Source organism: Hymenobacter aquaticus (genome assembly GCF_004765605.1).
Lineage (GTDB): Bacteria > Bacteroidota > Bacteroidia > Cytophagales > Hymenobacteraceae > Hymenobacter > Hymenobacter aquaticus.
Genome location: NZ_SRLC01000003.1, coordinates 171685 through 195965 on the forward strand (window position 1 = coordinate 171685; position 24281 = coordinate 195965).

The following is a 24281-nucleotide window of genomic DNA, read 5'->3' on the forward strand; positions in this document are numbered from 1 at the left end:
CCCAACCTGCGTTGGGAGCCTTTTTTATGCTTTACAAACTCTGCTGTTACGCCGCCCAGTGGTGGGAAGGCGTGTGCGTAGCTACGTAGGTCACGAAGTCGCCGACGGTGCTCAGGGGCACTTCGTCGGGAATGGTGATGTGGAAGTTACGCTCGATTTCGAGGATGATATCCACCACGTCGACGGTGTCGAAACCCAGTTCCCGGCTCAGTTCACTGCTCACGCGCAAACGAGTTGGTTTAATAGCTTTACGCTTGCTGATGATACGCAGTACCTGCTGCTGAATGGATTTGGGGGCGGAAGTCGTTGAAGAACGCATAATAAACGACGTTGAACCAAAAAGATAAGGGGGCCGAAAGAGGAATTACGCTTCGGCCAACACCTCTCTCCGGACTGGAGATTCGGTTTCAGTCGAATCGGTTGCATGCCCATCGGTAGAGCGGCCGTATATTTTCGCCTTCAGCGTTTCGCTGAGCAAATACATCACCGGCACTACCAGCAGGGTGATACCCGTGGCAAACACCAAGCCGAAAATGATGGTCCAGGCCAGCGGCCCCCAGAAAGTAACGGACTCACCACCGATGAAGAAGTGGGCGTTGCCGGAGGCAAACAGCTCGTAGAAGTCGATGTTCAGACCAATGGCCAGCGGAATCAGGCCCAGCGTGGCGGCCGTAGCCGTCAGGATTACCGGGTTGAGGCGGGTGCGGCCGGCCAGCACAATGGCTTCGCGCAGCGGCATGCCCTGGCTGCGCAGGATGTCGGTGAACTCGACCAGCAGAATCCCGTTTTTCACCACGATACCGGCCAGGGCAATGATACCCACGCCCGTCATCACGATGCTGATGTTCATGCCCGTAATGGCCAGGCCCCAGAACACGCCCGCAATGGAGAACAGGACCTCCGAGAGGATGATAATCGGCTTGCTGAACGAGTTGAACTGCACGACCAGAATCAGGAAGATCAGGGCCAGAGCGCCCAGACCGGCCAGCGGCAGGAAGTCGGTGGTTTCCTTCTGGTCTTCCTCGGCGCCGCCCATCTTGATGTTGTAGCCGGCCGGCGTGGGGAACGAAACCAGCGCCTGCTTCACCTGCGCGGCCACGTCGGGACCGGTGAAGCCGTTGAGCACGTTCGACGAGATGGTAATGACGCGCTTGGTGTCCTTGCGCTTGATACCGCCGTAGGTCGAGCCGTAGGTCACGTCGGCAATGGCCGAAATGGGCACCTGGCGCACGGCTCCGGTGGCGTCGCGGAACGTCAGCGGAGCATTTACCACGGCGTCTACGTCTTCGCGGTAGGGCTTGGCGTAGCGCACCTGAATCGGGTACTCGTCGTCGGGGGTCTTGAATTTGCTAGCTTCTGAGCCGTAGATGGCCGTGCGCACTTCTAGGCCAATCTGGCCGGTGCTGATACCCTCGCGGTTGGCGCGGGTCCGGTCGATATTGACGGCAATTTCGGGGTTGCGGTCTTCCAGGTTGGAGCGCAGATCTTCGATGCCGGCAATTTGCAGCGAATCGACGTAGCGCTCCACTTTCTTCGAAATCTTGGCCAGCGTGGGGTAGTCGTCGCCGCTTACCTCGATGGCAATGGGCTTCTGCTGGGGCGGGCCGCTGGCCTCCTGGTCGACCGATACCTCGGCGCCGGGAATGCCTTTCACCTCTTCCCGGATTTTATCCATGTAGGTGCTGGTGGCCGGGCCGGTCCGGTCGCTGAGCTCCTTGAAGGCCACGCCCACCTTGCCCATGTGCGACTGTGACACGCCCGAAGCCGTAGCCTCCGAAGGGTCGCCGGCGCCGATGGCCACGTTGGTAATCACCGATTCCACGTCGGGGTTGTTGCGCCCGATTACGCCGTAGATGCGCTTTTCCAGCACCCGCGTTATCGAGTCGGTCACCTCTACCCGGGTACCGACGGGCATGCGCAGGTAGGTGTAGATGAATTTGGGGTCGCCTTTGGGGAAGAAATCCACTTTGGGGCCGCGGATACCGATGGCCACGAACGAGCCGACGAAGAGCACCAGCACGCCAATCATTACCAGGGCCGGGTGGCTGATCGACCAGCGCACCAGGTTGGCGTAGCCGTTCTGGAAGCGGGGCAGAGCGCGGGTCTGGAACCAGGCAATCATCTTCACGAGCACGAATTTGTCGAGCAGGATAAAGCCCGCCAGCGCCAGCAGCAGATTGCCCAGGAAGTGGCCCAGCAAGCCAATCGTTTCGCCATCGGCACCAACTTCGGGCGTTTTGCCCAGAGCCATTACGTTGAACAGCACGCCCAGCACTACCAATGCCGCGATGGTGATGATAAAGCCCCGGCTCACTTTGGCTTTGCCGTGCAGGTCTTCTTCAAAGTGCTCCTCGCGCTGCATGAAGCTCACGGCAAACACCGGGTTCATGATGAAGGCCACCACCAGCGACGACATCAGCGTGATAATCAGCGTGACGGGCAGGTAGTACATAAACGACCCCACGATGCCGGGCCAGAACAGCAGCGGCACGAAGGGCGCCACCGTGGTCAGGGTACCGGCCAGTACCGGCACGAATACCTCGCCGGCGGCGAATTTGGCCGCTTTGGGTGTGCTCAGGTTGGGGTGCTCGTGCAGCAGGCGGTGGGTGTTTTCGATAACCACAATGGCGTCGTCCACTACAATACCCAGCGCCAGCAAAAAGGCGAAGAGCACAATCATGTTCAGCGAGAAGTCGAAGCCCGGGATAATCAAAAAGGCCAGGAACATCGACAGCGGCACCGACAAGCCCACGAACATAGCGTTGGTGGTGCCCATGAAGAAGAGCAGGATGAACGTCACCAGCAGGAAGCCGATGATGATGGTGTTGATCAAATCGTGCAGCGTGACGCGGGTGTCGTTGGAGGTGTCGCCGGTGATGGTGACTTTGAGCTCCTTGGGCAGCGTCTTCTCGGTTTCCTTGACCAGCGCCTTGATTTTGTCGGAGGCGTCAATCAGGTTTTCACCCTGGCGCTTCACTACGTTCAGGGTAATGGCGGGCTTGCCGTCGAGGCGGGCGTAGGATTCGCGGTCCTTGAAGCCGTCTTCCACGGTGGCAATGTCGCCGAGGCGCACGGCCGCGCCGTTCAGGTTTTTCACCTGGATATCGGCAATGTCGGCGGCGCGGGCGTACTGCCCGGCCACGCGCACGGCGCGCTTCTGCTGGCCCACGTCGATGGAGCCGCCCGAAATGGTCAGGTTTTCGCCGCCGATGGCCCGGCTGATGTCGGAGAAGCCCAGGCGCGAGGCCCGCAGCTTGTTCAGGTCCACGTCCACGTTCACCTGCTGGTCGAGGGCACCGATGATGTCGACCCGGGTAATTTCGGGCAGGGCCTCAATCTTGTCCTGGAAGTCGTCGGCAATCTTTTTCAGCTGGGCGGCGGGGAAGTTGCCGCTCAGGTTGACGTACATAATCGGCTGCTCCGAAATGTTCACCTCTTTCACCGTGGGGGCGGTGGGCAGGTCGTTGGGCAGCTCGGTAGCGGCCTTGTCGACGGCGTCCTTGATGAGCTGCTTGGCGTACTGCACGTCCACGCCGGAGTTGAACTCGACGTCCAGAATGCAATAGTCCTGGTTGGAGGTGGAGTTGATTTTCTTCACCCCGTTCACGCTCTTGATTTCCTTCTCGAGCTGGCGCGTCACCAGGTTTTCGATGTCGGCCGGCGAAGTGCCGGGGTACACCGTAGCCACGATGATGCGGGGAATGACGATGTCGGGAAATTTCTCTTTGCCCAGCTTGATGTAGGCAAAAATCCCCGCCACGCACAGCAGCACCGTGATGATGTAGATACTCGTCTTATTATTGATGGACCAACTGGTTGGTCCGAACTCTTTTTCTACGTCTTGCATGTTAAAAGGAGCTAGGAGTTAGAAGCTAGGAGTTAGAATCGGCCGCTAATCTGGCTCGCATGGTCCTGCTGTAGGAATCCAGCAATCGACTCACTTCATTCGCTTGTTCAGTTATCAGGCGTGTATCAGCATAACCCAGGTCTTTGGCAAGGATGAAGTAGTACTGCACCTCTTCTAAAGAGCCTTCTGCTATATTGAAAAACCTGATTTTATCTTTCAGGCCTCTTCTACGGAAGCCCTCGGCTACATTGGCAGGTATTGATACCGCCGCTCGGCGCAGCTGAGAAGTCAAGGCAAAAAGTTCATGTTTAGGAAAGGCGTCGGTAAGCCGGTACACTGCCAGAACCAGCTGATGGGCCTTTTGCCACACCAGCAAATCCTGAAAGTTCTTAGCTTTTTCCCGCTGATCTTCCATAAACTCCTAGCTCCTAACTCCTAGCTTCTTTCGTTACAGGTTTACGACCTGTCCTTCGTTCAGATTCTGATACCCGGCGGAAATCACCTGGTCGTTGGCCGCGAGGCCCTGGGTCACTTCAATTTTACCGTTGTAAGTAGCGCCGGTCTGGATGACGCGCTTCCCGGCCACTTTCTGGCCGTCCTTCTGCTCCACAACAAACACGTAGCTGTTTTGCTCGTCCTTTTGCACCAAATCCACGGGCAAGACCATGGCGTTGGCGCGGGTGTAGTTCTGGATGCGCACGGTAGCTACCATGTTGGGGCGCAGCTCGGGCACGGCCTTGTTCAACCGGAATTCCACCGAGAAGGTGCGGCTGGTGGGGTTAATCGTGCGGCTCACCACGCGTACCGAGGCCGGAATATCTTCCCGGCCCAGGTCGCCGATGTTGATCAGGGCCTGGTCGCCGACTTTAATCTGGTTGGCGTAGGCTTCGGAGATGTCGGCCACGATTTTGCCGCCGCTGCCGCTGAGCAGGCGCACCACCGGCACGCCGGGCGCCCCGTTTTCGCCCACCTTGGCCGGCACGTCGTCGACGACGCCGCTGAAGGGCGCTACGACGTTGTACTGGGCCCGCTGCCGGTTCTGGGTGGCTAGGCTGCGCTGCAGGGCCTCGTAGTTGTTCTTGGCTTGCAGGTACTGAATTTCGGTGCCGATCTGCTGTTTCCAGAGGCGGTCCTGCTTTTCGTAGACCACTTTAGCCAGCTCCAGGCGGGTGCGCAGCTCGGCAATGCCCGACTCGAGCACGGCCGCATCCTGGGTAGCCAGCACCTGGCCCTTGCTCACCCGGTCGCCGCGCTGCACCCGGATGCTGGTCAGCACGCCCGGCACGCGGGGCGATACCACGGCGTTTTCGTCGAAATCGATGCGGCCCTGCACCTCGAGGAAGCTTTTGAAGCTCTCGGGCTGCACCTTGATAACGCTCACGGGCGTGGATGTCACTTCCGTTTTATTCGCTCCGCCGGCTTTGGCTTCCAGCTCGGCAATCTTGGCCTGGTTGGCGGCCTGTTCTTTTTTCAGCTTCGCCAGCTCGGTGGCCGGGTCTTGCGCACCGCCGCAGGCAGCGAGGAAAGCCAGGGCGAGGACAGCAGCAGAAGATACGTATTTCATAAGGCAGAAAAGAGAAAGGAGCTAGAAGACAACGAGGTAGCAGCCGGGCCAGGAGTCTCCTAGCGTATAGTTCCGGGCCGGCCGCTCCTTTATTTCTTCGCTTGATTATACAATTCGCCCGTGGCTTTGTCGCGGTCTACCTTGGCTACCAGCACGTCGTAGATGGCGGCGTAGTAGTTGGTTTGGGCGGCGCGCAGCTCGGTTTCGGCCGTTACTACTTCCAGGTTGGAGCCCACGCCCTCCTGAAACTTGATGCGCGACACGCGGGCCACGTCGGAGGCCAGGTCCAGGTTGGCTTTCTGGTTGTCGAGCACGTCGAGGGCGTTGATGAGCGTGGTGCGGCTCTGGGCATCCTGCAGGTCGATGCTCTGGCGCAGGGTTTCGAAGCCTTTCTCGATGGACTGCTGGGCCACGCGGGCCTGCTGCACCTGGTATTTGCGGCGGAAACCATCGAACACCGGCACCTGCAGGCTCAGGCCCACGTTGCCGAAGCCAAACCAGTTCTGGTTAGGAAAGCCGTTGCCGGCCCGCGAATCGGGGCCGCGGAAGGCCATCAGGTCGCCGAAGCTCTTGGCCGAGCCCGAGAAACCGTAGGCGGCCGTAGCCAGCAGGCGGGGGTAAGCACCGGCGCGGCGGTTAGCCAGGTCGAGGCCGGCCAGGGCCTGCTGGGTTTCCAGGGTGCTGAACTCGATGCGGTTGTTGTAGTTGAAGGCGGCGGCCAGCTGGCCGGTGCGGCCCCCGCTCAGTGCGGCTTGCTGGTCCTGGCGGCTCTGGTCGGGGGTGGTGCTGGCCGGGGCCGTGCCGGTGGGCACGCCCGCCTGGCCGGCCACGCCGCCGCCGGTGTTGAAGTTGGCCGCGCCCAGGCGCTGGCGCAGGCTGCTGGCATCGACTACGGCCGAGCCGAGCGAGTCGGTGAGCTGCACGGGCTGATCCTGGGACAAACCCATCTGAAACTTAAGCAAAGCCAGACTCAGCTCGGTGAGGCGCTGGGCTTTCTGCTGCTCCACCACCAGGTTGTTGCGCTGCACGCGCAGCCGGTCCACGTCGATTTTCTCGGCAAAGCCGGCTTTGAAGGTTTCACTGGTCTGGTAGAGCACCGTGTCGAGGCGCTGCACGTTGCGGGCCAGCAGGCCCAGGCGGGCCCGGGCCACCAGCGTGCTGTAGTAGGCTTTGCTCACCTGCTCCACCACGTCGATTTCGGCCTGCTGGGTTTGCTTTTTGGCCAGCTCCGTATACACCTTGGCGGCTTTCAGGCCGATGAGGTAGGCCCCGTCGAAGAGCAGCTGCGACACCGAGGCGCTGGTGTTGCCGGCGTACTGCAGGCCGAAGGCGAAGGCCTGGGGCGGCACCGGGTCAGAGGCCACGGTTACCGTTTTCAGGTTCACCGTCTGGCCGTTCTGGGCATTGGTGATGTCGGTGGAGCTGAGCTGCGTGGCCGAAGACCCGCCGCCCAGCGCCCCGAAGTCGACCAGGCTTTTCTGCAGCTTGAAGTTGTCGGCCAGGTTGGCGGCCACGTTCACCTGGGGCAGGCCGGCCGAGCGGATTTCCCCCACCTTCGCGGCGGCCGTCTGCTCGCCCAGGCGCGTGGCCTGCAGCGAGGCTTTGTTCTTAATGGCGTAGTCGATGGCCTGCTGCAGGGAATACTGCGAGTTGATAGCAGGCGCCGACTGGCTGAGAGCCGGCGTTTGTGCCAGAAGCTGCTGGACGCCGATGAAGGCCAGAGCCGCCAGCAGGAACAGAAAGCGAAGCGTATTTTTCATAAAGCGCGAAAAACGATAAGCGGAAAGGAAAGGGGGCAGAGCAGGTGGCAGGGTTATTCTTCGGGTTCCGTTACCTGGCGGTACTGGTTGATGAGCCGGTGTCCTTTCAGGGTGGAAATCCCCGTCAGGAAGTGCTCAATCATCACAATGTTGACGCGCTGCAGGCCAAACTGCTTGGGCGGAAACACCACGTTGTTGAACATCAGCTCGATTTCCGCCAGGTGCAGGCGGGCCAGCACCTCCACGTCCAGGTCGGCGCGGTAGAGGCCCTCGGCCATGCCCCGGCCCAGGTTGGTCAGGATTTTCTCCAGGATGAAGGTGTTCTTGTGTTGCTCGAACAGCAGCCACGCTTGGGGGTAATATTTCTGCAGGTCGTGGAAAATGCTGGGGTGAATGCTGGCCAGCATTTCCTTGTGCCAGGTAACCAGGTTGAACATAGCTTCAATGGCGTTGCTGCCCGTGGCAAAAGCCTGCTCACAGTCGCCTTCCTCGCGGGTGAGGCGGCTCTGCATCACGGCCAGCACGATCTGGTCCTTGTTTTCAAACCATTTGTAGAGGGTCTTCTTCGACATGGCCAGGTGCGTGGCAATGTCGTCCATCGAAACGCTGCGGATGCCGTTGCGCATGAACAGCTCGATGGCAGCTACTAAGATCCGGTCCTTGATTTCCATACTCACGGGGCAAAGGTACAACGGAAACTTTTAACGATTCCAAAGTTTCCATCAATTTTTTGCTATCCATTTTCCGGCCTGTGGGTCCGTTCTGAGTGACGATCAGCGGCGGCAAATACTTTATGCGGGCGCAACTATATTTCTATCGACAGCGAAGGAGTGCCGTGGTGCAGGAGTGAAGTATTCGTCTGGCGCGGTAGTACGAGCAGGCTACTTCGCTCCTGCACCACGGCACTCATGCGCCATTTCCCGTACCTTGGGGCCCATTCTTTTCTGGCTCTACTTCTTTCTTTCCGTATGAAAATCCGCACCGGCTTCGGCTACGATGTGCACCAGCTGCAGGAGGGCCTGCCTTTCTGGCTCGGCGGCATTCAGGTACCCCACACCCACGGCGCCCTCGGCCACTCCGACGCCGACGTACTCATCCACGTTATCTGCGACGCGCTGCTGGGCGCGGCCAACCTGCGCGACATCGGTTTCCACTTCCCCGACACCGACCCGCAGTACAAGGGCATCGACAGCAAGCGGCTGCTGGCCGAGGTGATGCGCCTGCTGCGCGCCAAAGGCTACAGCATCGGCAACATCGACTCGACCATCTGCCTGGAAGCGCCCAAGGTGAACCCCCACATTGCCGAGATGCAGCGCGTGCTGGCCGAGGTGATGGGCATTCCCGAAGACGACATCTCCATTAAAGCCACCACCACCGAAAAGCTCGGCTTCGTGGGCAAGCGCGAGGGCGTGGCCGCCTACGCCAGCGTCCTGATCATGCAACCCTAGCGGTGAATGAGTGATTTAGTGAATGAGTGAAGTAGTCGTTCGGCTCGCACCATTACGGCCGTAGTACTTCACTCATTCACTCATTCGCTCATCCACTCATTCATTCCTATATGAAAAAAACTTCCCTTTACACCCTGCTCCTGGCAGCGTGCTGCGCCACCTCGGCGGTAGCCCAGCAGGCCCCGGAGAAAATCAAAGTCAAGCACAAGCGCGGCAAAACCGAGGCGGCCACCGCGCCGGCCGAAACCGTGGCCACGCCCCCACCCACCCGCCAGGCGCCCGAAGAAGCCGACTGGGCCAACGTCTACGGCTCCACCATCACCCAGGCCGACCTGCGCGAGCACCTGACCATTCTGGCCTCGGATGCCTACGAAGGCCGCGAAACCGGGGAGAAAGGCCAGAAAATGGCCGCCGACTACCTTGCCAACCAGTTTAAGAGCCTGGGCCTGACCGGCCCGGTGCAGGATTCCGACAACCCCTACCTGCAGCACTTCACGATGGAGCGCAGCACCTGGACCGGCGACGCGGCCCTGAAAGTCGGCGGCTCGACCTACGGCTGGCTAACGGATTTCTACGCCTACGGCAGCTCGCCCTTTCAGAACGAGACGACCATTCAGCCGGTATTCGCGGGCTACGGCATCGAGCAGGATGGCTGGAACGACTACGCCGGCCTCGACGTGAAAGGCAAAGACCTGATTGTGCTGCTGGGCGAGCCGCTGAACGCCGCCGGCAAGCCCGTACTGGGCAAAGACGGACAGGGCAGCAAGTGGGGCATGGATTTCCGGGCCAAAGCCGCCAAAGCCGCCGAGAAAGGCGCCCGTAGCGTGTTTTTCGTGGAAACCGCGCCCGGCAACAGCTTCAACAAGGCCGCCGCGCGCATGGCGCCCTACATCAGCCGCCCCACCGTGGCGTTCCTCGACAGCAAGGAAGCCGCCCGGTCGGCCTTCTTCGTGTCGCCGGCCGTGGCCTACAAGATGCTGGGCACCACGGCCGCTACCCTGAGCAAGTACCAGAGCGCGGTGAACAAGGCCGGCAAACCAGTGGCCAGCCCCTTCAAAATCGCCAAAGTCACCATCAAGGCGCCCAAGAAAAAGTCGCAGTTCACGACCGAAAACGTGCTGGGCTTCCTGGAAGGCACCGACAAAAAGGACGAAATCCTGGTGGTATCGGCCCACTTCGACCACATCGGCGTGATTAACGGGCAGGTGCATAACGGGGCCGACGACGACGGCTCGGGCACGGTATCGGTGCTGGAGCTGGCCCAGGCGTTTACCAAAGCCAAGGGCGAAGGCCACGGCCCGCGCCGCAGCATCCTGTTCCTGACCGTAACCGGGGAGGAAAAGGGCCTGCTGGGCTCGGAGTACTACACCGACCACCCCATTTTCCCGCTGGAGCGCACCATTGCCGACCTCAACATCGACATGGTGGGCCGCACCGATAAGGACCACGAGGGCAAGGGCGACTACGTCTACGTTATCGGCTCCGACAAGCTTTCCTCCGAGTTGCACACCATCAACGAGACGGCCAACAAGAAGTACACCCAGATTGACCTGGACTACCGCTTCAACGACCCCGAAGACCCCAACCGCTTCTACTACCGCTCCGACCACTATAACTTCGCCAAGCACAAGATTCCGGTGGCATTCTTCTTCAACGGCGTGCACGACGACTACCACGGCGCCGGCGACGAAGTAGAGAAAATTGAGTTTCCGAAGATGGAAAAGCGCGCCCGCCTCGTGTTTTTCACGGCCTGGGAGCTGGCCAACCGCAACGAGCGAATCGTGGTGGATTCCAACAAGCCGTAGTAATTTCCCGCTTCCGCTTTCGATTCTGAGCGTAGCTCGGACCTGGACCGCCCCACTGCGGTGTGGTCTGGGCTGCGCTCAGCTTCTTTTCCACTTTACTCCTCCGTTTCGGCTGTTTTTCATGAACAAATCTTTACTACTGGTGATGCTGGGCGTGGGCCTGGCCGGGCAGGCTTCCGGACAGAACCCGGCCGCGCCAGCGGCTTCCGGCGGTCCGGCAACGCGCTTTGCCGCCGCAATTACTACCGACGAAATTCGCCGGGACCTCAGCGAGCTGGCCTCGGATGCTTACCAGGGGCGCGAGTCGGGCAAGCCGGGACAAGCCAAAGCGGCCGACTACCTGACCCGGCAGCTGCAACAGCTGGGCCTGAGCGGGCCGCTGGGCGGCAGCAGCGCCTATCAGCAGCCGTTCGGCATTGCCAGCACCACGCCCACCGGCCCGGGCACCATGCAGGTGGGCACCGCCACCTTCGCTAGCCCGCAGGACTTCGTAAGCTTCGGGGCCGCTACCCTGCCGGCCACTTCCGCCCCCGCCGACCCGGTATTCATGGGCTTCGGCATCGAAACGGAGAAATACAACGACTACGCCGGCCGGCCCGACGTGCGTGGCCGCGACGTAATCGTGCTGCAGGGCGAGCCCAACAACGGCCTGGGCCGCTACCTGTTTTCGGGCAGCAAGCAGGACAGCGAGTGGAGCTCCGTGTTCCGCAAGGCCGCGCTGGCCCGCGACAAAGGCGCCCGCAGCCTGACGGTTGTTACCTACGCCACGCCGTCGGCCTTCCAGAAACTGACCAAGCCCGTGCAACCGGAGCTGGCCCACCCCACCTATTTCCTGACCGCGCCAGTAGTGCAGCCCGATGACAACACCTACCGGCAGGAAGTGCCGCCGGGCTACATTACCACCACTATTACCCACGGCCCGCTGGGTGCGGCCCTGCTGGGCACTACTCTGGCCGACTTGTGGCGCTACGACAAGGAAAGCTATAAGCTTGGGCACCCGCCGACCGGGTTTCAGCCCGTGGCCTTCCGGGTGGCCATGCCCCACAAGCGCGAGGAAGTAACGACCACCAACGTGCTGGGCTTGCTGGAAGGTACCGACAAAAAGGCGGAGCTACTGGTTATTTCAGCGCACTATGACCATTTGGGCACGCGCCACGATACCATCTACCACGGGGCCGACGACGGGGGCTCGGGCCCGGCGGCCGTGCTGGCGCTGGCCCGCGCTTTCACGGCCGCCAAAGCCGCCGGGCAGGGCCCGCGCCGCAGCATCCTGTTTTTGCTGGACTCGGGCGAGGAACAGGGGCTGCTGGGCTCGGAATACTACACCGGGCACCCCGTTTTCCCGCTGTCCAGCACCGTGGCCGACCTGAACATCGACATGCTCGGCCGCACCGACAAAGCCCACGCCGGCAAGCCCAACTACCTCTACCTGCTCGGCTCAGACCGGCTAAGCCCGGAGCTGCACACGCTCAGCGAGGACGCCAACGTCCAATACGCCCGCCTGCGCCTCGACTACAAGTACAATGCACCGCGCGAGCCGGAGCACCTCTACTACCGCTCCGACCACTACAACTTCGCCCGCAACGGCGTGCTCGGCATCGTTTACACCGACGGACTGCACCCCGACTACCACCGGGCCACCGACGACCTGAGCAAGATTGAGTTCGACAAGTTGACGGAACGCGCCCGGCTGGTGTTCTTCACGGCCTGGGAGCTGGCCAACCGCGACGCCCGCCCCGCCGTGTCAGCCCCCAAGCCCTAAGCGCGTCTAAACTTGTCCGGAGCGTGGCAGTTGGTGAAGTAATGCGTACTTCGCTGGCTGCCACGCTTTATATTTGTTTGTACTCCGCCCCTTCTCCTTCTCACGACCTACTGCTATGACCAAAGTTGCCCAATTCCTGACCGACTCCGAGCACAAAGCCTTCGACCTGGAGCACCGCCGCAAGATTCGCTTCAACATCGGCAAGTACAACGCGGCCGTGCAAACCGGCCTGGGCTGGTACCAGGACCACGAGCTGGCGCGGGAGCGGGCTTCCTACCTCAAGGCCAAGGCCATCAACAACCTCGACCAGTACCTGCTGCAATGGGAGGAAAACTTCACCAAGCGCGGCGGCAAGGTAATCTGGGCCCAGAATGCGGATGAGGCCCTGACCGAAATCGGCAAGATCATGCAGCGCAAGAAGGCCCGCACCGTGGTGAAGGCCAAGAGCATGACCACCGAGGAAATTCACCTCAACAAGTACCTGGGCAAAAACGGCATCGACTCGGTGGAAACCGACCTGGGCGAGTTCATCGTGCAGCTGAACGGGGAGCGGCCCTATCACATCGTGACGCCGGCCATGCACCTTTCCAAGAAGGACATTGCCGATATCTTCGTCAAGCACCTCAAGATCGAGCCCACCGACGACGCGCAGAAGCTGGTGCTCACGGCCCGCCACCTGCTGCGCAGCAAGTACACCTCGGCTGAAGTAGGCGTGACGGGCGGCAACTTCCTGCTGGCCGACATCGGCGGCATTGCCGTGACCGAAAACGAGGGCAACGCCCGCCTGTCGGCCACCTTTCCCAAAACCCACATTGCCATTGTGGGCATCGAAAAGGTCATTCCCAGCGTCCACGACCTGAATCTGTTCTGGCCCCTGCTCAGCACCAGCGGCACGGGGCAACAGGTCACGGTGTACAACACCATTTATACCGGTCCGCGTCAGCCCCTGGAAAAAGACGGGCCCGAGGAAATGGTCGTGGTGCTGCTCGACAACGGCCGCACCAATCTGCTGGCCCAGCCCGACAAGCGCGAAGCCCTGCACTGCATCCGCTGCGGGGCCTGCCTGAACGTATGCCCGGTCTATAAGAACATCGGCGGCCACACCTACGAAGCCACCTATTCCGGCCCCATCGGCTCGGTGATTACGCCCCACCTCTCGGGCTTGCAGGAAAACAAGCACCTGAGCTTCGCCTCTTCGTTGTGCGGGGCCTGCTCCTCGGTGTGCCCAGTCAAGATCAACATCCACAACATTCTGCTCAAAAACCGCCAGCAGAGCGTGCAGGCCGGCTATTCCGACAAGGAAGAGCAGCGCGCCATTACCTTGTGGCTGCACGGCATGAAGCACCGCTGGCTCTGGGACATGGCCCCGGTGAGCGGTAAAAACTGGGTATTGAGCCGCCTGCTGGGCGAAACCGGCTGGAACAAGCGCCGCGAGGGGCTGCAGATTGCGCCCAAGTCGTTCAAGCAGCTCTGGAAGGCGCGGGGGTAATTTTATACAAAAAGAGCGTACTATCTTAGCACCTAGAAAAGCGCAAAATATTGCGCTTTGGCTTTAATGTGTGTAAATTACACACATTAAAGCCAAAGCAAAATTCAATTAGCGCAAAATATTGCGCCTTCAAGAAATTAATGTAACTTCGTGTGCTTACATCTTCCACTCAGTTAGGCACATTGATGTCAGCCCGACGAAGCGAGTTGGGCTTCAGCCAGGTTTACGTAGCCGAGCTGGTTGGTATTTCCCGGCGCACTTTGCAGCAAATTGAAAGTGGCCAGGCCAATCCGGGACTCAATACGTTGCTGACGCTGCTGCATACCCTTGGCCTTCAGCTCACGATTAGCAAACGTATTACTGATGAAAAGACGGCAAGCGGAGGTACTTGATAACGGGCAGCGCGTGGGCTTGCTGACTCGGGAAGCCACGAAATATACGTTTCGGTACGACGACGACTACTTCCAGTCAGATGGGCCACCCATCAGCTTGAGCTTGCCCAAAACGCGCCAGACCTACATTGCGAACTTTCTGTTCCCATTCTTCGCCGGCCTGCTGGCTGAAGGAACTAACAAATCATTGCAGACCAGACAATTGCAACTGGATGAAACCGACGATTTTGCCCGGTTGCTGCTGACCGCTCATACTCAAACCATCGGAGCCATAACAGTGCGGGAACTACCAGATCATGAATAAGTGCCCCGGTTGCCTGAAGCAGTTGAAGGCCGCGAAGCCCCAGTTTTGCGCCAAATGCGGGGCCCTGCTGTTTGACAGTAGAAACGTAGCGCCGGTTCTGGCTTTCTCCCTCACCGATATTCCTCGCCAGCCCGAGCAGGCGGCAGTAGAAACCATCAAGCGCATTTCGATTTCCGGCGTGCAGTTCAAAGTCCCGCTGCTACTGAACGACAAACAACTGGAAATCAATGGCAATCGTGGGCCACTGGAATTTATTCTGAAGCCGCCGCCACGCAGCTTCGATATCAAACACCCGGAAGCCGTGCCCGCTAATGAGCACCTGACGATGCAGATTGCCCGCCAGGTTTTCGGGCTGCGCACGGCGGCTAACGCCTGTCTGTACTTCGCCGACGCACAGACCGCCGCTTACCTGACCCGCCGCTTTGATGTAACGCCGGCCGGCCGGCTTGCCCAGGAAGACTTTGCCCAGGCCGATAACCGCAGCCGCGCTACCAACGGCACAAATTTCAAGTACGAAACCAGCCACGAGCACATTGCCGCATTGATTCGGCGCTTCGTAACGGCTGTGCCCCCAGCGCTGGATGAGTTTTTCCGGCTGACGCTTTTCAACTACCTCATTTCCAACGGCGACGCTCACCTGAAGAACTTCTCGGTATTCCGGCTTCCCAACGGCGAATACCAACTCACGCCCGCTTACGACTTGCTCAACACGGCCCTGCACGTAAACGATGGCAATGGTTTGGCGTTAGAACTATTCGCCGATGAGTATGTAACACCAAGCTTTGAAGCCAATGGCTTTCTAGCTTACGACGATTTCCTGGAGCTGGGCCGCCGCCTGGGCCTGCCGCTTTCCCGGGTAAAAAAGCTGCTGGCCGACATCGTGCAGCACGAAGACAAGATTCAGGCGTTGATTGACCGGTCTTTTTTACCCCCCGAACTGCAGACTCGTTACGCCGCCGTGCTGGCCGAACGGCGGCAGCGGCTGCGTTATTCGGCGGCCCCGCCGAGCTAACGGACGGGCCGCGCTCCACGGCTTCGGCCCAACTATTCGGCCGCAAAGCGGTACTAGGGGTAGCGGGCACGGAGCCACGCGGTTGCCGATACCCTATGCTCGATTTACTGTTGCGGATTGCGGCCTTTCTGGGCGGCGCGTTTCTGGTTGTTACCATCATTCTGTCGGCCATCCGGTCGTTTGTACTGCCCCGCAACGAGTCGGTGCTGGTCAACAACTGGGTGTTCATGGCTATCCGCTACCTGTTCAGCTTTCTGGCGGCGCGGCACCGCACCTACGCCGCCCGCGACCGGGTCATGGCGCTGTACGCGCCCGTGGCCCTGGTGATGCTGCCCATTGCCTGGCTGATTCTGCTGTCGCTCGGCTACACCGGCATTTATTGGGCCCTGGGCGAAGGCAGCCTGAGCGTGAGCTACCTGCTCAGCTCCTCGTCCCTGCTGACGCTGGGCTCGGTGGAAGCCTCCAGCTTCATTATCAGCGTCTTCACCCACTCCGAGGCCACGTTCGGGCTGCTGCTCATCACGCTGCTGATTTCCTATCTGCCCACCATGTACCAGGCCTTCACCCGGCGCGAGCTGGTGGTGGCCCGCGTGGAGCTGCGCTGCGGCACCAACCGCACCGCCACCGAGCTGATTCTGTGGCTGAACCGCACCGGCTCCTTAGCCGACGACGGTCCGCAGTGGAAGATCTGGGAGGAGTGGTTTGTCGAAATCGAGGAAACGCACACTTCCCTGCCCATCCTCTCGTTTTTCCGCTCGCCCCAGCCGGGCCGCTCCTGGATAACGACTGCCGACCTGATTCTGGAAACGGCGGCCGTGGTCATCAGCACCGTGGAGCAGCAGCGCGACCCGGACATGGAGCTGTGCTTCAAGGCCGGGTGCGTGGCCGTCAACCGGGTGTCGCGCTACTTCCAGGACCGGGCCCAGGCCGAGCCGGCCGAGGCCATCAGCTCCGAGGACCCGATTGAGGACCCCACCCGCCGCGACTTTTTCCGCACCTACGACCAGCTGCGGGAAGAGGGCGTAAGCCTGCGCCCCGACCGGGAAGAAGCCTGGCACAAATACCAGGAGCTTCGCTCGCGCTACAGCGAAGCCGCCCGGTTTATGGCCCGGCTGGTGATGGCGCCCGAGCTGAAATCCATCGGCGGCAACCAGAGCTAACCCCGCCGGCCGACCGGCGGCCCGGCCCCGCGCCCACCCTGCTTATCACCTGATTATCCGCTAAAAGAACTGCTTTGGCCGGCCGGACTTATATTCTGGCTAAATTACTTGTAGGCAATATTATAAATCTGTTATTTTAGGATATTACCTATGTATAATTGCGTCTTGTCGACCAGGAATACAGGTTTTTCTTCCCTTCTCCTTCGGCATGCGCCAGCAGTATTTTCTGAGTATCCGGCCCCGGTGCCGAGTTTGTAGCGAGTCGTTCCGACTGGCTTGCTACGCGCCTGCCTCCCCTTTTTCTGCCCTGATGCTGGTCGGCTAACCACCGGACGCATCCTTTTACCGGCGGTTCAGCTGAACGCCGGCTTCCCGTGCTTCTCTTTTTTCCATTCTTACCACTTTTCTATGCAACAACCTTTACTCCTGGTGCCGCAGCCTGCTGTGGCGCCACCGGGTGCTGACCGCCGTAGTGCCTCCTGGCCGCGGCTGTTGGGCCTGAGCGTGCTGCTGACGACGCTGAGCACCCAGCTCACGTGGGCGCAGACGACCAAAACCCTGCCCGGCGACTACGCCAGCTTCCAGGCCGCCTTCACCGACCTGAACACGAGCGGCGTACCGGCCGGCGGGGTGACCATCAACGTGGCGGCGGGCTACGCCGAAACCCTGAGCGCACCCCTGCTGCTCACGGCCACGGGCACGGCCGCCAACCCGGTGGTGTTCCGGAAAGCCGGGGCGGGGGCCAACCCCAAAATCACGGCGGGCGTGGGCACCACCACCAACCTGGACGCCATCATTGGCCTGTCGGGCTCCGACTACGTGACGTTTGACGGGCTGGAGCTGGCCGAAAACCCGGCCAACACCACGGCTACGACCCAGATGGAATTCGGCTTTGCCCTGTTCCGCCCCTCGCCCACCGACGGCAGCCAGTTCAACACCATCCGCAACTGCGTGGTGACGCTGAACAAAGCCAACACGGGCACGTTCGGCATCTACGGCGCGGCCTCCACGGCGGCTCTGGCTACCTCGGTGGCGGCTACCTCGCCGGCCGGGGCCAACTCGGGCAACCGCATCTACGGCAACACGGTGAGCAATGCCGTGTCGGGCATGTACCTGACGGCCAACGGCTCGACAGCGGTAGCCAACTACGACCTCAACAACGAAATCGGGGTGACGGCGGGGAATACCGTGACCAACTTCGGCGGCGTGGCTACGTCGGGCTGGGGCATCGGGGTGAACATGCAGAACGGGGCCAGGATTGCCAACAACGTGGTGAACAGCGCCGGCGGCACGGCGGGTACCTCCACCCTGCGCGGCATCTACGGCAACACCGGCACCTCGTCCAACATCGACATCACCAACAACACCGTGACGCTGGCGGGCGGGGCTACGACCTCGTCGGTTATCGGCATCGACAACGGCATCGGCTCGACGGCGGCCTCCAACACGGTCAACATCACCGGCAACACGATTCAGAACAGCACCTACGCTACGGCGACCAGCGGGGCGTTTTATGCCATTCAGAATACGGCCTCGGCGGCGGTGGTGAATTTGAACAGCAACACCATCTCCGGCAACGCCTCCTCGGCTACCTCGGGCACGTTCATGGCCCTGCGCAACTCGGCCTCGGCCCCTACGCTGAACGTGACGGGCAACGTGGTGACGGGCAACACCCTCACCGGCTCGGGCGAGTACGACGTGGTGTATAACAGCGGCACGACCAGCGTAGCCCTGAACGTGACCGGCAACCAGTTCAGCAGCCCGGCGGCCCTGGCCACGACCGGCTCGTTGTACTTCCTGCAAAACAGCGTCAGCAACACCGGCGCCGTGACCATCAGCAACAACACGTTCGGTAACTTCTCGAAGACCGGCGCGGGCGGCACGGTGTACGGCTACTACAACAACTCCTCGCCCACGGCCACCCAGACGATTTCGGGCAACACCTTCGCGGGCATCACCCTGACCGGGGCCACCACGTTCTACGGCATCTACGTCAACACCTCGACTTCGCAGGTGCAGACCGTGACCAACAACTCCGTAACCGGCATCAGCGGCGGCAGCAGCGCGGTATATGGCCTCTACATCGGCTACGGCGCGGCTACCTCGGCTATCAGCGGCAACACGACAACCGGGCTGAGTGGCGGCGGCGCTATCTACGGCCTCTACCTGGGCTCCTCGCTGCAAGGCGGCGCTATCTTTTCGAACACCATCGGCAACCTGAGCGCCTCCGGGGCCAGCAGCACGGTGTACGGCCTGTACTCGGCGGCCCTGACGCCAACCATTTCCCGCAACAAGATCTACAACCTGGCGGGCAGCACGGCCGGCGCTCTGGTGTATGGCCTCTACGTGAACAGCGGCACCACCGTGACGGTGCACAACAACCTGATTGGCGACCTGCGCAACCCGGCCGCCACGGGCCTCAACGCCGTGGTGGGCCTCTACCTCACGGCCGGCACCACGCTCAACGCCTACTACAACACCATCAACCTGGCCGCTACCAGCTCGGGGGCCACGTTTGGCACGTCGGGCATCTACTTCCCCGTCACGGCCACCTCGACGGTGGATTTGCGCAACAACCTGGTCGTGAATAAAAGCACGGCGGCCGGCACCGGCTACACGGCGGCCCTGCGCGGCTCGACGGGTACGGCCGGCACAGCCCCGGCCAGCCTGGCCGCGGCCTCGAACAACAACCTGTACTTCGCCGGTACGCCTTCGGCTACCAACGTCATTTACGTGGAGGGCACCACTACGCCCACCAACACCAAGCAAACCCTGGCTGACTACAAAACCTTCGTGGCCAGCCGGGAAAGCAGCTCGGTGACGGAAGACGCGCCCTTCAGCAGCACCACCGGCACCGACGCCACCTTCCTGCACATCAGCGCCACCACGGCCACGCAGGTAGAAAGCGGCGGCACGCCCATCAGCGCCATTACTACCGACTACGACGCGGAAACCCGTAGCACCACCACGCCCGACATCGGGGCCGACGAGGGCACCTTCACGCCCCAGGACATTACCGGTCCGGCCATTGTCTACGCGGCCCTGGCTGGCACACCCAGCACCGCCAACCGCACCCTGACCGTCACCATCACCGACCCCAGCGGCGTGGCTACCGGTGCCGGCGCCCCGCGCCTGTACTACCGCAAGAGCACCAGCCCAATCTACATTTCGGCCCTGGCGACCAGCATTAGCGGCAGCAGCTACACCTTCACCATCGACAACGCGGCCCTCGGCGGCGTAACGGCCGGCGACGTCGTGCAGTACTACGTGGCGGCCCAGGACAACGCCGGCAACGTGTCGACCAGCCCCATTGGCGGCTCGGGCGCGACGCCGCCCGGCAGCACGGCCCCGGCCGCGCCCAACGCCTACACCATTCAGGGCATCCTGAGCGGCGTGTACTACGTGGGCAGCGGCACCTCGCCCAACCCGGCCCGCACCTACGCCACGCTCACGGCAGCGGCCACGGCCTACAACAACAGCGGCCTGAGCGGCGCGGTATCGTTCCTGCTCCTCGACGCGGCCTACTCGGCTACCACCGGCGAAACCTTCCCGGTCGTACTGAACGCCAACCCCGATGCCAGCACCGCCAACACTCTGACCATTAAACCCAACAGCGGCGTTACGGCCGCTATTTCGGGTAGCGTGGCGGCCGGCGCGGTGCTCAAGCTCAACGGCGCCGACTACGTAACCATCGACGGCTCGAACACGGCCAATGGCACCAGCCAGAACCTGACCATCGAGAATACGGCCACGACCGGGGCCGGCAACGCGGTGGTATGGGTAGCGGCGGCTTCGGCCACCGACGGCGCCACTTACAACACGGTGAAGAACTCGGTGCTGCGCGGCAGCTCGGCCACGGGCACGCCCCAGTTCGTGGTGTTCGTGGGCGGCGGCGGCGCGGGCGTTGCTTCGCCCACCACCAGCACCCCGGCTTCCAACTCCAACAACACGCTCAGCAACAACCTGATTCAGAAGGGCTACTACGGCCTGTTCATGTTCGGCGTATCGGCCACCGTGCCCGACCAGGGCAACGTGGTAGCCGGCAACCAGTTTGGGCAGGGCACCGGCAACGGCTTCGGGCAGGAAGGCATCCGGGCCGTGTACCAGCAGGGCATTCTGCTGGAAGGCAACGAGGTGCAGAACATCAGCAACGGCACCACGACCAGCAACGTGTACGGCATCTTCCTGGCTGACTCGCGCAACGCCACGCTCAGCCGCAACTCGGTGCACAACGTGGCCTACACCGGCACCAGCACCACCAAAGCCTGGGGCATTTTCCTCTCGAACACGGCCTTCGCTACGGCTGCCGCGCCCAGCGCCGCTACCGTCGTGAACAATCTGGTGTACAACATCAACTCCTCGGCCACGAGCAGCACCTGGAACACGGTGGGCATCAACAGCGGAGCCGGCTACGGCGACAAGTACTACTTCAACACGGTGTATTTGAGCGGGCAGCTGAGCGCGGCTTCCGGCACGGCGGGCTCGGCGGCTTTTGCCAACGGCAACCCCAGCGTGACGGCCTTCGCCACGAACATCGACGTACGCAACAACATCTTCAGCATCATCGGGGCCACGGCCGGCACGGCTACCACCCCGCTGTATGCGCACTACACCCAGGCTACCACCTACGCCGGCAGCACCCTCGACAACAACGACCTGTACGTAGCCCCCGGCGCTACCGGGCTGGCCCGCATCGGCCGCCTCAACGCCGTGGATGCCGCCGACCTGGCCGCCTGGCGCACGGCTACCGCGCAGGAAGCCAACTCGGTCAGCGTTGACCCCGGCTTCGCCCAAACGACTACCGCGCCCTACAACCTGACGCCCTCGGCCCTGGCCCTGAACGGCGCCGGCGTGGCCATTGCCGGCATCACGACCGACTATCTGGGCACGACCCGCACCTCGCCGCCCGACCTGGGTGCCTACGAGTTTACGCCCGTCGCCACCGACCTCGCGCCCGTGGCGCTGCTGACGCCGGCCGCTACCACGGCCTGCTACGGCCCCGCCGAAACGGTGTCGGTCAGCATCCGGAGCGTGGGTGCGGAAGTGCTGAACTTCGGCCAGAACCCCGCTACCGTTACGGTAGTCGTAACGCCGCCCACCGGTGCGGCCCAGACCCTGACGGGCATCATCACGAGCGGTACGCTGGCCGTGGGTGCTACCCAGGTCGTCACGCTGCCCGGCACGGTTGACATGACCACCCTGGGCACGTATTCGTTTGCCATTACGGCCACGGTGCAGGGCGACGGCAACACCAGCAACGACGTGCTGACGCCCGCCCCAACCCGCACCGTGCTCAACGCCACGCCCACCCAGAGCATCACGGCTCCGGCCGCGGCCTGCGTGAATGCGCCCTTCACCATTGCGGTGGCGACCAACAGCACCGCCGGCAGCATCAGCGGCACCCAGGCGCCCAACGTGGCGATTCCCGACAACTCCCTGACCGGGGCTTCGTCGACCATCACCCTGAGCGGCGCCCCGGCCACGGCCACGATTTCGGCGGCCAGCACGGTCCGGGTTACGCTCAACATCACCCACACTTACGCTGGTGACGTGGACGTGTACCTGGTAGGCCCCGGCGACGCGGGCACCCTGGAGCTGACCACCGACAACGGCAGCGGCGGCGACAACTACACCAACACGGTGCTGGTGACGGGCGCTACGGGCGCCATTACGGCCGGCACGGCTCCTTTCACGGGCACCTACGCCCCGGAAGGCACCACGGCCACGGCTCCGGGCCTGGCCAGCGGCACCGGCACGCCCGCCGGCACCTACACCCTGCCGGCCACGGCCCTGAACGGGGCCGCCATCAATGGCGACTGGAAGCTGTATGTGTATGACGACGCCAGCGGCGACACCGGCACGCTGGTCAACTGGAGCCTGAGCATTTCGGACCCCAGCATTTCGCCCACGACCCTGACCGGCCCCGGCACCATCTCGGCTCCCGCGGTTAGCGGCACGACCAGCACCTTCACCGTTACCGGCGCGCCGGTGGGCAGCAATGCCTACACCATCGAAACGGCCAATGCTGGCGGCTGCTCTACTTCTGCTACCCGTACGGTCAACGTCATTGCCCTGCCCACGGCGGGTCTGGCGGCGGCTACGGCCCAGGTGTGCGCCGGCACCACCTACCAGTTGGCCGGCGTAGTGGGCGGCTCGGCTACGGGTGGCACTTTCACGACCAGCGGCACGGGCACCTTCTCGCCCAACGCCACTGCCCTGAACGCCGTGTACTCGCCCTCCGCCGCGGATATTGCCGCCGGCTCGGTAACGCTGACGCTGACCACGACCGGCCCGGTAGCCTGTTCGGCCGCTACGGCCCAGACCACGCTGACCATCAACCCGGCTACAACGGCTACGTTCAGCTACTCGGGTAGCACGTTCTGCGTGAGCGGCACCAACCCCACGCCGAGCATCACGGGCACCAGCGGCGGCACGTTCAGCTCGACCTCGGGTTTGAGCCTGAATGCTACGACCGGGGCCATCAACCTGGCGGCTTCCACGCCCGGTACCTACACCGTGACGTATAGCGTGGGCGGCAGCTGCCCTTCGTCGGCCACGGCCACGCTGACCATTACAGCGGCTCCTTCGGCGGCCTTCGCCTACCCCAGCGCCACGTACTGCCCAGGCAGCGCGGCTACCGTTACCCCGACTTTCGGGGCCAACAGCAGCGCGGGCTCGTTCTCGGTTTCGCCGGCTGCCGGCCTGAGCATTAACGCCACCACGGGGGTAGTAACGCTGGCTTCCAGCACGGCGGGCACCTACACCATCACGAACACCATTGCGGCCTCGGGCGGCTGCGCCACGGCTACGGCCACGGCCACGCTGACGATTACGGCCGCGCCGACGGCTACGCTCACGGCGGGTGGCGCTACCACGTTCTGCCAGGGCGGCTCGGTGGTGCTGACCGCGCCGGCCGGGACGGGCAACACCTACCAGTTCCTGCTCAACGGCAACCCCATCAGCGGCGCTACCGCGGCCACCTACACGGCCTCGGCCAGCGGCAGCTACTCGGTAGTAGTAACCAACGGCGGCGGCTGCGCGGCTACTTCGGCCGCTACGACCGTCACGGTGAACCCCACGCCGGCCACGCCCACGCTCACCAGCACCGTGCAGCCTTCGGGCGCCGTGCAGCTGACTTCCAGCGCGGCCACCGGCAACCAGTTCTACCGCAACGGCGTGTTGATTCCCGGCGCCACGGGCCAGACCTACCTGCTGCTGTCCGGCGCCCAGAACGGCACCTACACCGTCGTGACGACGGGCACGGGCGGCTGCCCTTCGGCGGCTTCCAACTCGCTGAGCATCGTGGTAACGGCCTCGGGCCAGATGGGCGTGGCGGGCGTAAGCACCCTGCTCTACCCCAACCCCTCGCCCGACGGCCAGGTACACCTGGAGCTGCGCGGCTATTCGAAAGCGGCCCAGCTGACCGTGGTAAATGCCCTCGGCCAGACGGTCCGGACGCAGGTATTGCACCCCGAAAAGGCGGCCGGCTCGGTTAGCATTCAGCCCGTGGATTTGTCGGCGCTGCCGGCGGGCATGTACTGGCTGCGCGTGAGCAGTACCGACACCGGTACGCAAACCCTGAAGCTGGTGCGCGAATAAGCGTTTCACCACTCAAGCAAAAAGCCCCGCTGGTACTACCGGCGGGGCTTTTTTTGGGGCGTACTATGACCGTGACGTTACACTGAAGCTGTTTAGAAAGTCAAAACAGCGCGTCATGTCGAACGCAGTGAGACATCTC

General features: G+C 62.3%; 15 protein-coding genes. 9 read left to right on the top strand and 6 right to left on the bottom strand.

The features are described 5' to 3' along the window. Positions 1 to 46 precede the first annotated feature (46 nt). The 6 genes from E5K00_RS20560 to E5K00_RS20585 form a co-directional block, all read right to left on the bottom strand. Positions 47 to 319, bottom strand: a complete 273-nt coding sequence (locus E5K00_RS20560; protein ID WP_245328376.1) for an acyl carrier protein — start codon at positions 317 to 319, stop codon at positions 47 to 49. A gap of 45 nt (positions 320 to 364) precedes the next feature. Continuing rightward, on the bottom strand, positions 365 to 3847 hold the full coding sequence (locus E5K00_RS20565) for an efflux RND transporter permease subunit (protein WP_135465194.1): 3483 nt from the start codon (positions 3845 to 3847) through the stop codon (positions 365 to 367). Between the two features lie 25 nt (positions 3848 to 3872). Then, positions 3873 to 4262: a four helix bundle protein gene (locus E5K00_RS20570; protein WP_135465195.1), complete on the bottom strand. Its 390-nt coding sequence runs from the start codon at positions 4260 to 4262 to the stop codon at positions 3873 to 3875. Between the two features lie 33 nt (positions 4263 to 4295). Then, positions 4296 to 5411 (bottom strand): efflux RND transporter periplasmic adaptor subunit, encoded by a 1116-nt coding sequence (locus E5K00_RS20575; protein ID WP_135465196.1) that lies wholly within the window; start codon positions 5409 to 5411, stop codon positions 4296 to 4298. Positions 5412 to 5500: 89 nt separating this feature from the next. Further along, entirely contained in the window at positions 5501 to 7171 is a 1671-nt protein-coding gene (locus E5K00_RS20580; protein WP_135465197.1) for a TolC family protein, read from the bottom strand. A gap of 53 nt (positions 7172 to 7224) precedes the next feature. Next, a complete protein-coding gene (locus E5K00_RS20585) occupies positions 7225 to 7842 on the bottom strand; it encodes a TetR/AcrR family transcriptional regulator (protein WP_135465198.1) in 618 nt (205 codons plus the stop codon). Between the two features lie 297 nt (positions 7843 to 8139). On the opposite strand from E5K00_RS20585, the gene ispF reads away from it, so the two are divergent. From ispF to E5K00_RS20630, 9 genes are all read left to right on the top strand, one after another. Beyond that, positions 8140 to 8619 carry a 2-C-methyl-D-erythritol 2,4-cyclodiphosphate synthase gene (gene ispF / locus E5K00_RS20590; protein WP_135465199.1) on the top strand — a complete coding sequence of 160 codons (480 nt, stop codon included), beginning with the start codon at positions 8140 to 8142 and terminating at the stop codon, positions 8617 to 8619. Positions 8620 to 8729: 110 nt separating this feature from the next. Next, entirely contained in the window at positions 8730 to 10424 is a 1695-nt protein-coding gene (locus E5K00_RS20595) for a M28 family peptidase (protein WP_135465200.1), read from the top strand. Positions 10425 to 10545: 121 nt separating this feature from the next. After that, positions 10546 to 12186 carry a M28 family peptidase gene (locus tag E5K00_RS20600; RefSeq protein WP_245328377.1) on the top strand — a complete coding sequence of 547 codons (1641 nt, stop codon included), beginning with the start codon at positions 10546 to 10548 and terminating at the stop codon, positions 12184 to 12186. 115 nt (positions 12187 to 12301) lie between these two features. Continuing rightward, on the top strand, positions 12302 to 13675 hold the full coding sequence (locus E5K00_RS20605; protein WP_135465201.1) for a LutB/LldF family L-lactate oxidation iron-sulfur protein: 1374 nt from the start codon (positions 12302 to 12304) through the stop codon (positions 13673 to 13675). A 152-nt stretch (positions 13676 to 13827) separates the two neighbouring features. Continuing rightward, on the top strand, positions 13828 to 14067 hold the full coding sequence (locus tag E5K00_RS20610) for a helix-turn-helix domain-containing protein (RefSeq protein ID WP_210114349.1): 240 nt from the start codon (positions 13828 to 13830) through the stop codon (positions 14065 to 14067). Continuing rightward, positions 14039 to 14371 (top strand): HipA N-terminal domain-containing protein, encoded by a 333-nt coding sequence (locus E5K00_RS20615; RefSeq protein WP_135465202.1) that lies wholly within the window; start codon positions 14039 to 14041, stop codon positions 14369 to 14371. The genes E5K00_RS20610 and E5K00_RS20615 overlap by 29 nt, the downstream gene beginning before the upstream one ends. Beyond that, positions 14364 to 15383 carry a type II toxin-antitoxin system HipA family toxin gene (locus E5K00_RS20620; RefSeq protein WP_135465203.1) on the top strand — a complete coding sequence of 340 codons (1020 nt, stop codon included), beginning with the start codon at positions 14364 to 14366 and terminating at the stop codon, positions 15381 to 15383. The genes E5K00_RS20615 and E5K00_RS20620 overlap by 8 nt, the downstream gene beginning before the upstream one ends. A 95-nt stretch (positions 15384 to 15478) precedes the next feature. Further along, positions 15479 to 16543: a hypothetical protein gene (locus tag E5K00_RS20625; protein WP_135465204.1), complete on the top strand. Its 1065-nt coding sequence runs from the start codon at positions 15479 to 15481 to the stop codon at positions 16541 to 16543. 408 nt (positions 16544 to 16951) lie between these two features. Then, positions 16952 to 24142 (top strand): proprotein convertase P-domain-containing protein, encoded by a 7191-nt coding sequence (locus E5K00_RS20630; RefSeq protein ID WP_135465205.1) that lies wholly within the window; start codon positions 16952 to 16954, stop codon positions 24140 to 24142. The last annotated feature ends 139 nt before the right edge of the window (positions 24143 to 24281 follow it).

Excerpts from the sequence above, each read along its gene's own strand:
- E5K00_RS20620 (WP_135465203.1), top strand. The coding sequence starts at position 14,364 with ATGAATAAGTGCCCCGGTTGCCTGAAGCAGTTGAAGGCCGCGAAGCCC.
- E5K00_RS20565 (WP_135465194.1), bottom strand. The coding sequence starts at position 3,847 with ATGCAAGACGTAGAAAAAGAGTTCGGACCAACCAGTTGGTCCATCAAT.
- E5K00_RS20585 (WP_135465198.1), bottom strand. The coding sequence starts at position 7,842 with ATGGAAATCAAGGACCGGATCTTAGTAGCTGCCATCGAGCTGTTCATG.
- E5K00_RS20570 (WP_135465195.1), bottom strand. The coding sequence starts at position 4,262 with ATGGAAGATCAGCGGGAAAAAGCTAAGAACTTTCAGGATTTGCTGGTG.
- E5K00_RS20615 (WP_135465202.1), top strand. The coding sequence starts at position 14,039 with ATGAAAAGACGGCAAGCGGAGGTACTTGATAACGGGCAGCGCGTGGGC.
- E5K00_RS20560 (WP_245328376.1), bottom strand. The coding sequence starts at position 319 with ATGCGTTCTTCAACGACTTCCGCCCCCAAATCCATTCAGCAGCAGGTA.
- E5K00_RS20605 (WP_135465201.1), top strand. The coding sequence starts at position 12,302 with ATGACCAAAGTTGCCCAATTCCTGACCGACTCCGAGCACAAAGCCTTC.
- E5K00_RS20580 (WP_135465197.1), bottom strand. The coding sequence starts at position 7,171 with ATGAAAAATACGCTTCGCTTTCTGTTCCTGCTGGCGGCTCTGGCCTTC.
- ispF (WP_135465199.1), top strand. The coding sequence starts at position 8,140 with ATGAAAATCCGCACCGGCTTCGGCTACGATGTGCACCAGCTGCAGGAG.
- E5K00_RS20595 (WP_135465200.1), top strand. The coding sequence starts at position 8,730 with ATGAAAAAAACTTCCCTTTACACCCTGCTCCTGGCAGCGTGCTGCGCC.
- E5K00_RS20625 (WP_135465204.1), top strand. The coding sequence starts at position 15,479 with ATGCTCGATTTACTGTTGCGGATTGCGGCCTTTCTGGGCGGCGCGTTT.
- E5K00_RS20630 (WP_135465205.1), top strand. The coding sequence starts at position 16,952 with ATGCAACAACCTTTACTCCTGGTGCCGCAGCCTGCTGTGGCGCCACCG.
- E5K00_RS20575 (WP_135465196.1), bottom strand. The coding sequence starts at position 5,411 with ATGAAATACGTATCTTCTGCTGCTGTCCTCGCCCTGGCTTTCCTCGCT.
- E5K00_RS20600 (WP_245328377.1), top strand. The coding sequence starts at position 10,546 with ATGAACAAATCTTTACTACTGGTGATGCTGGGCGTGGGCCTGGCCGGG.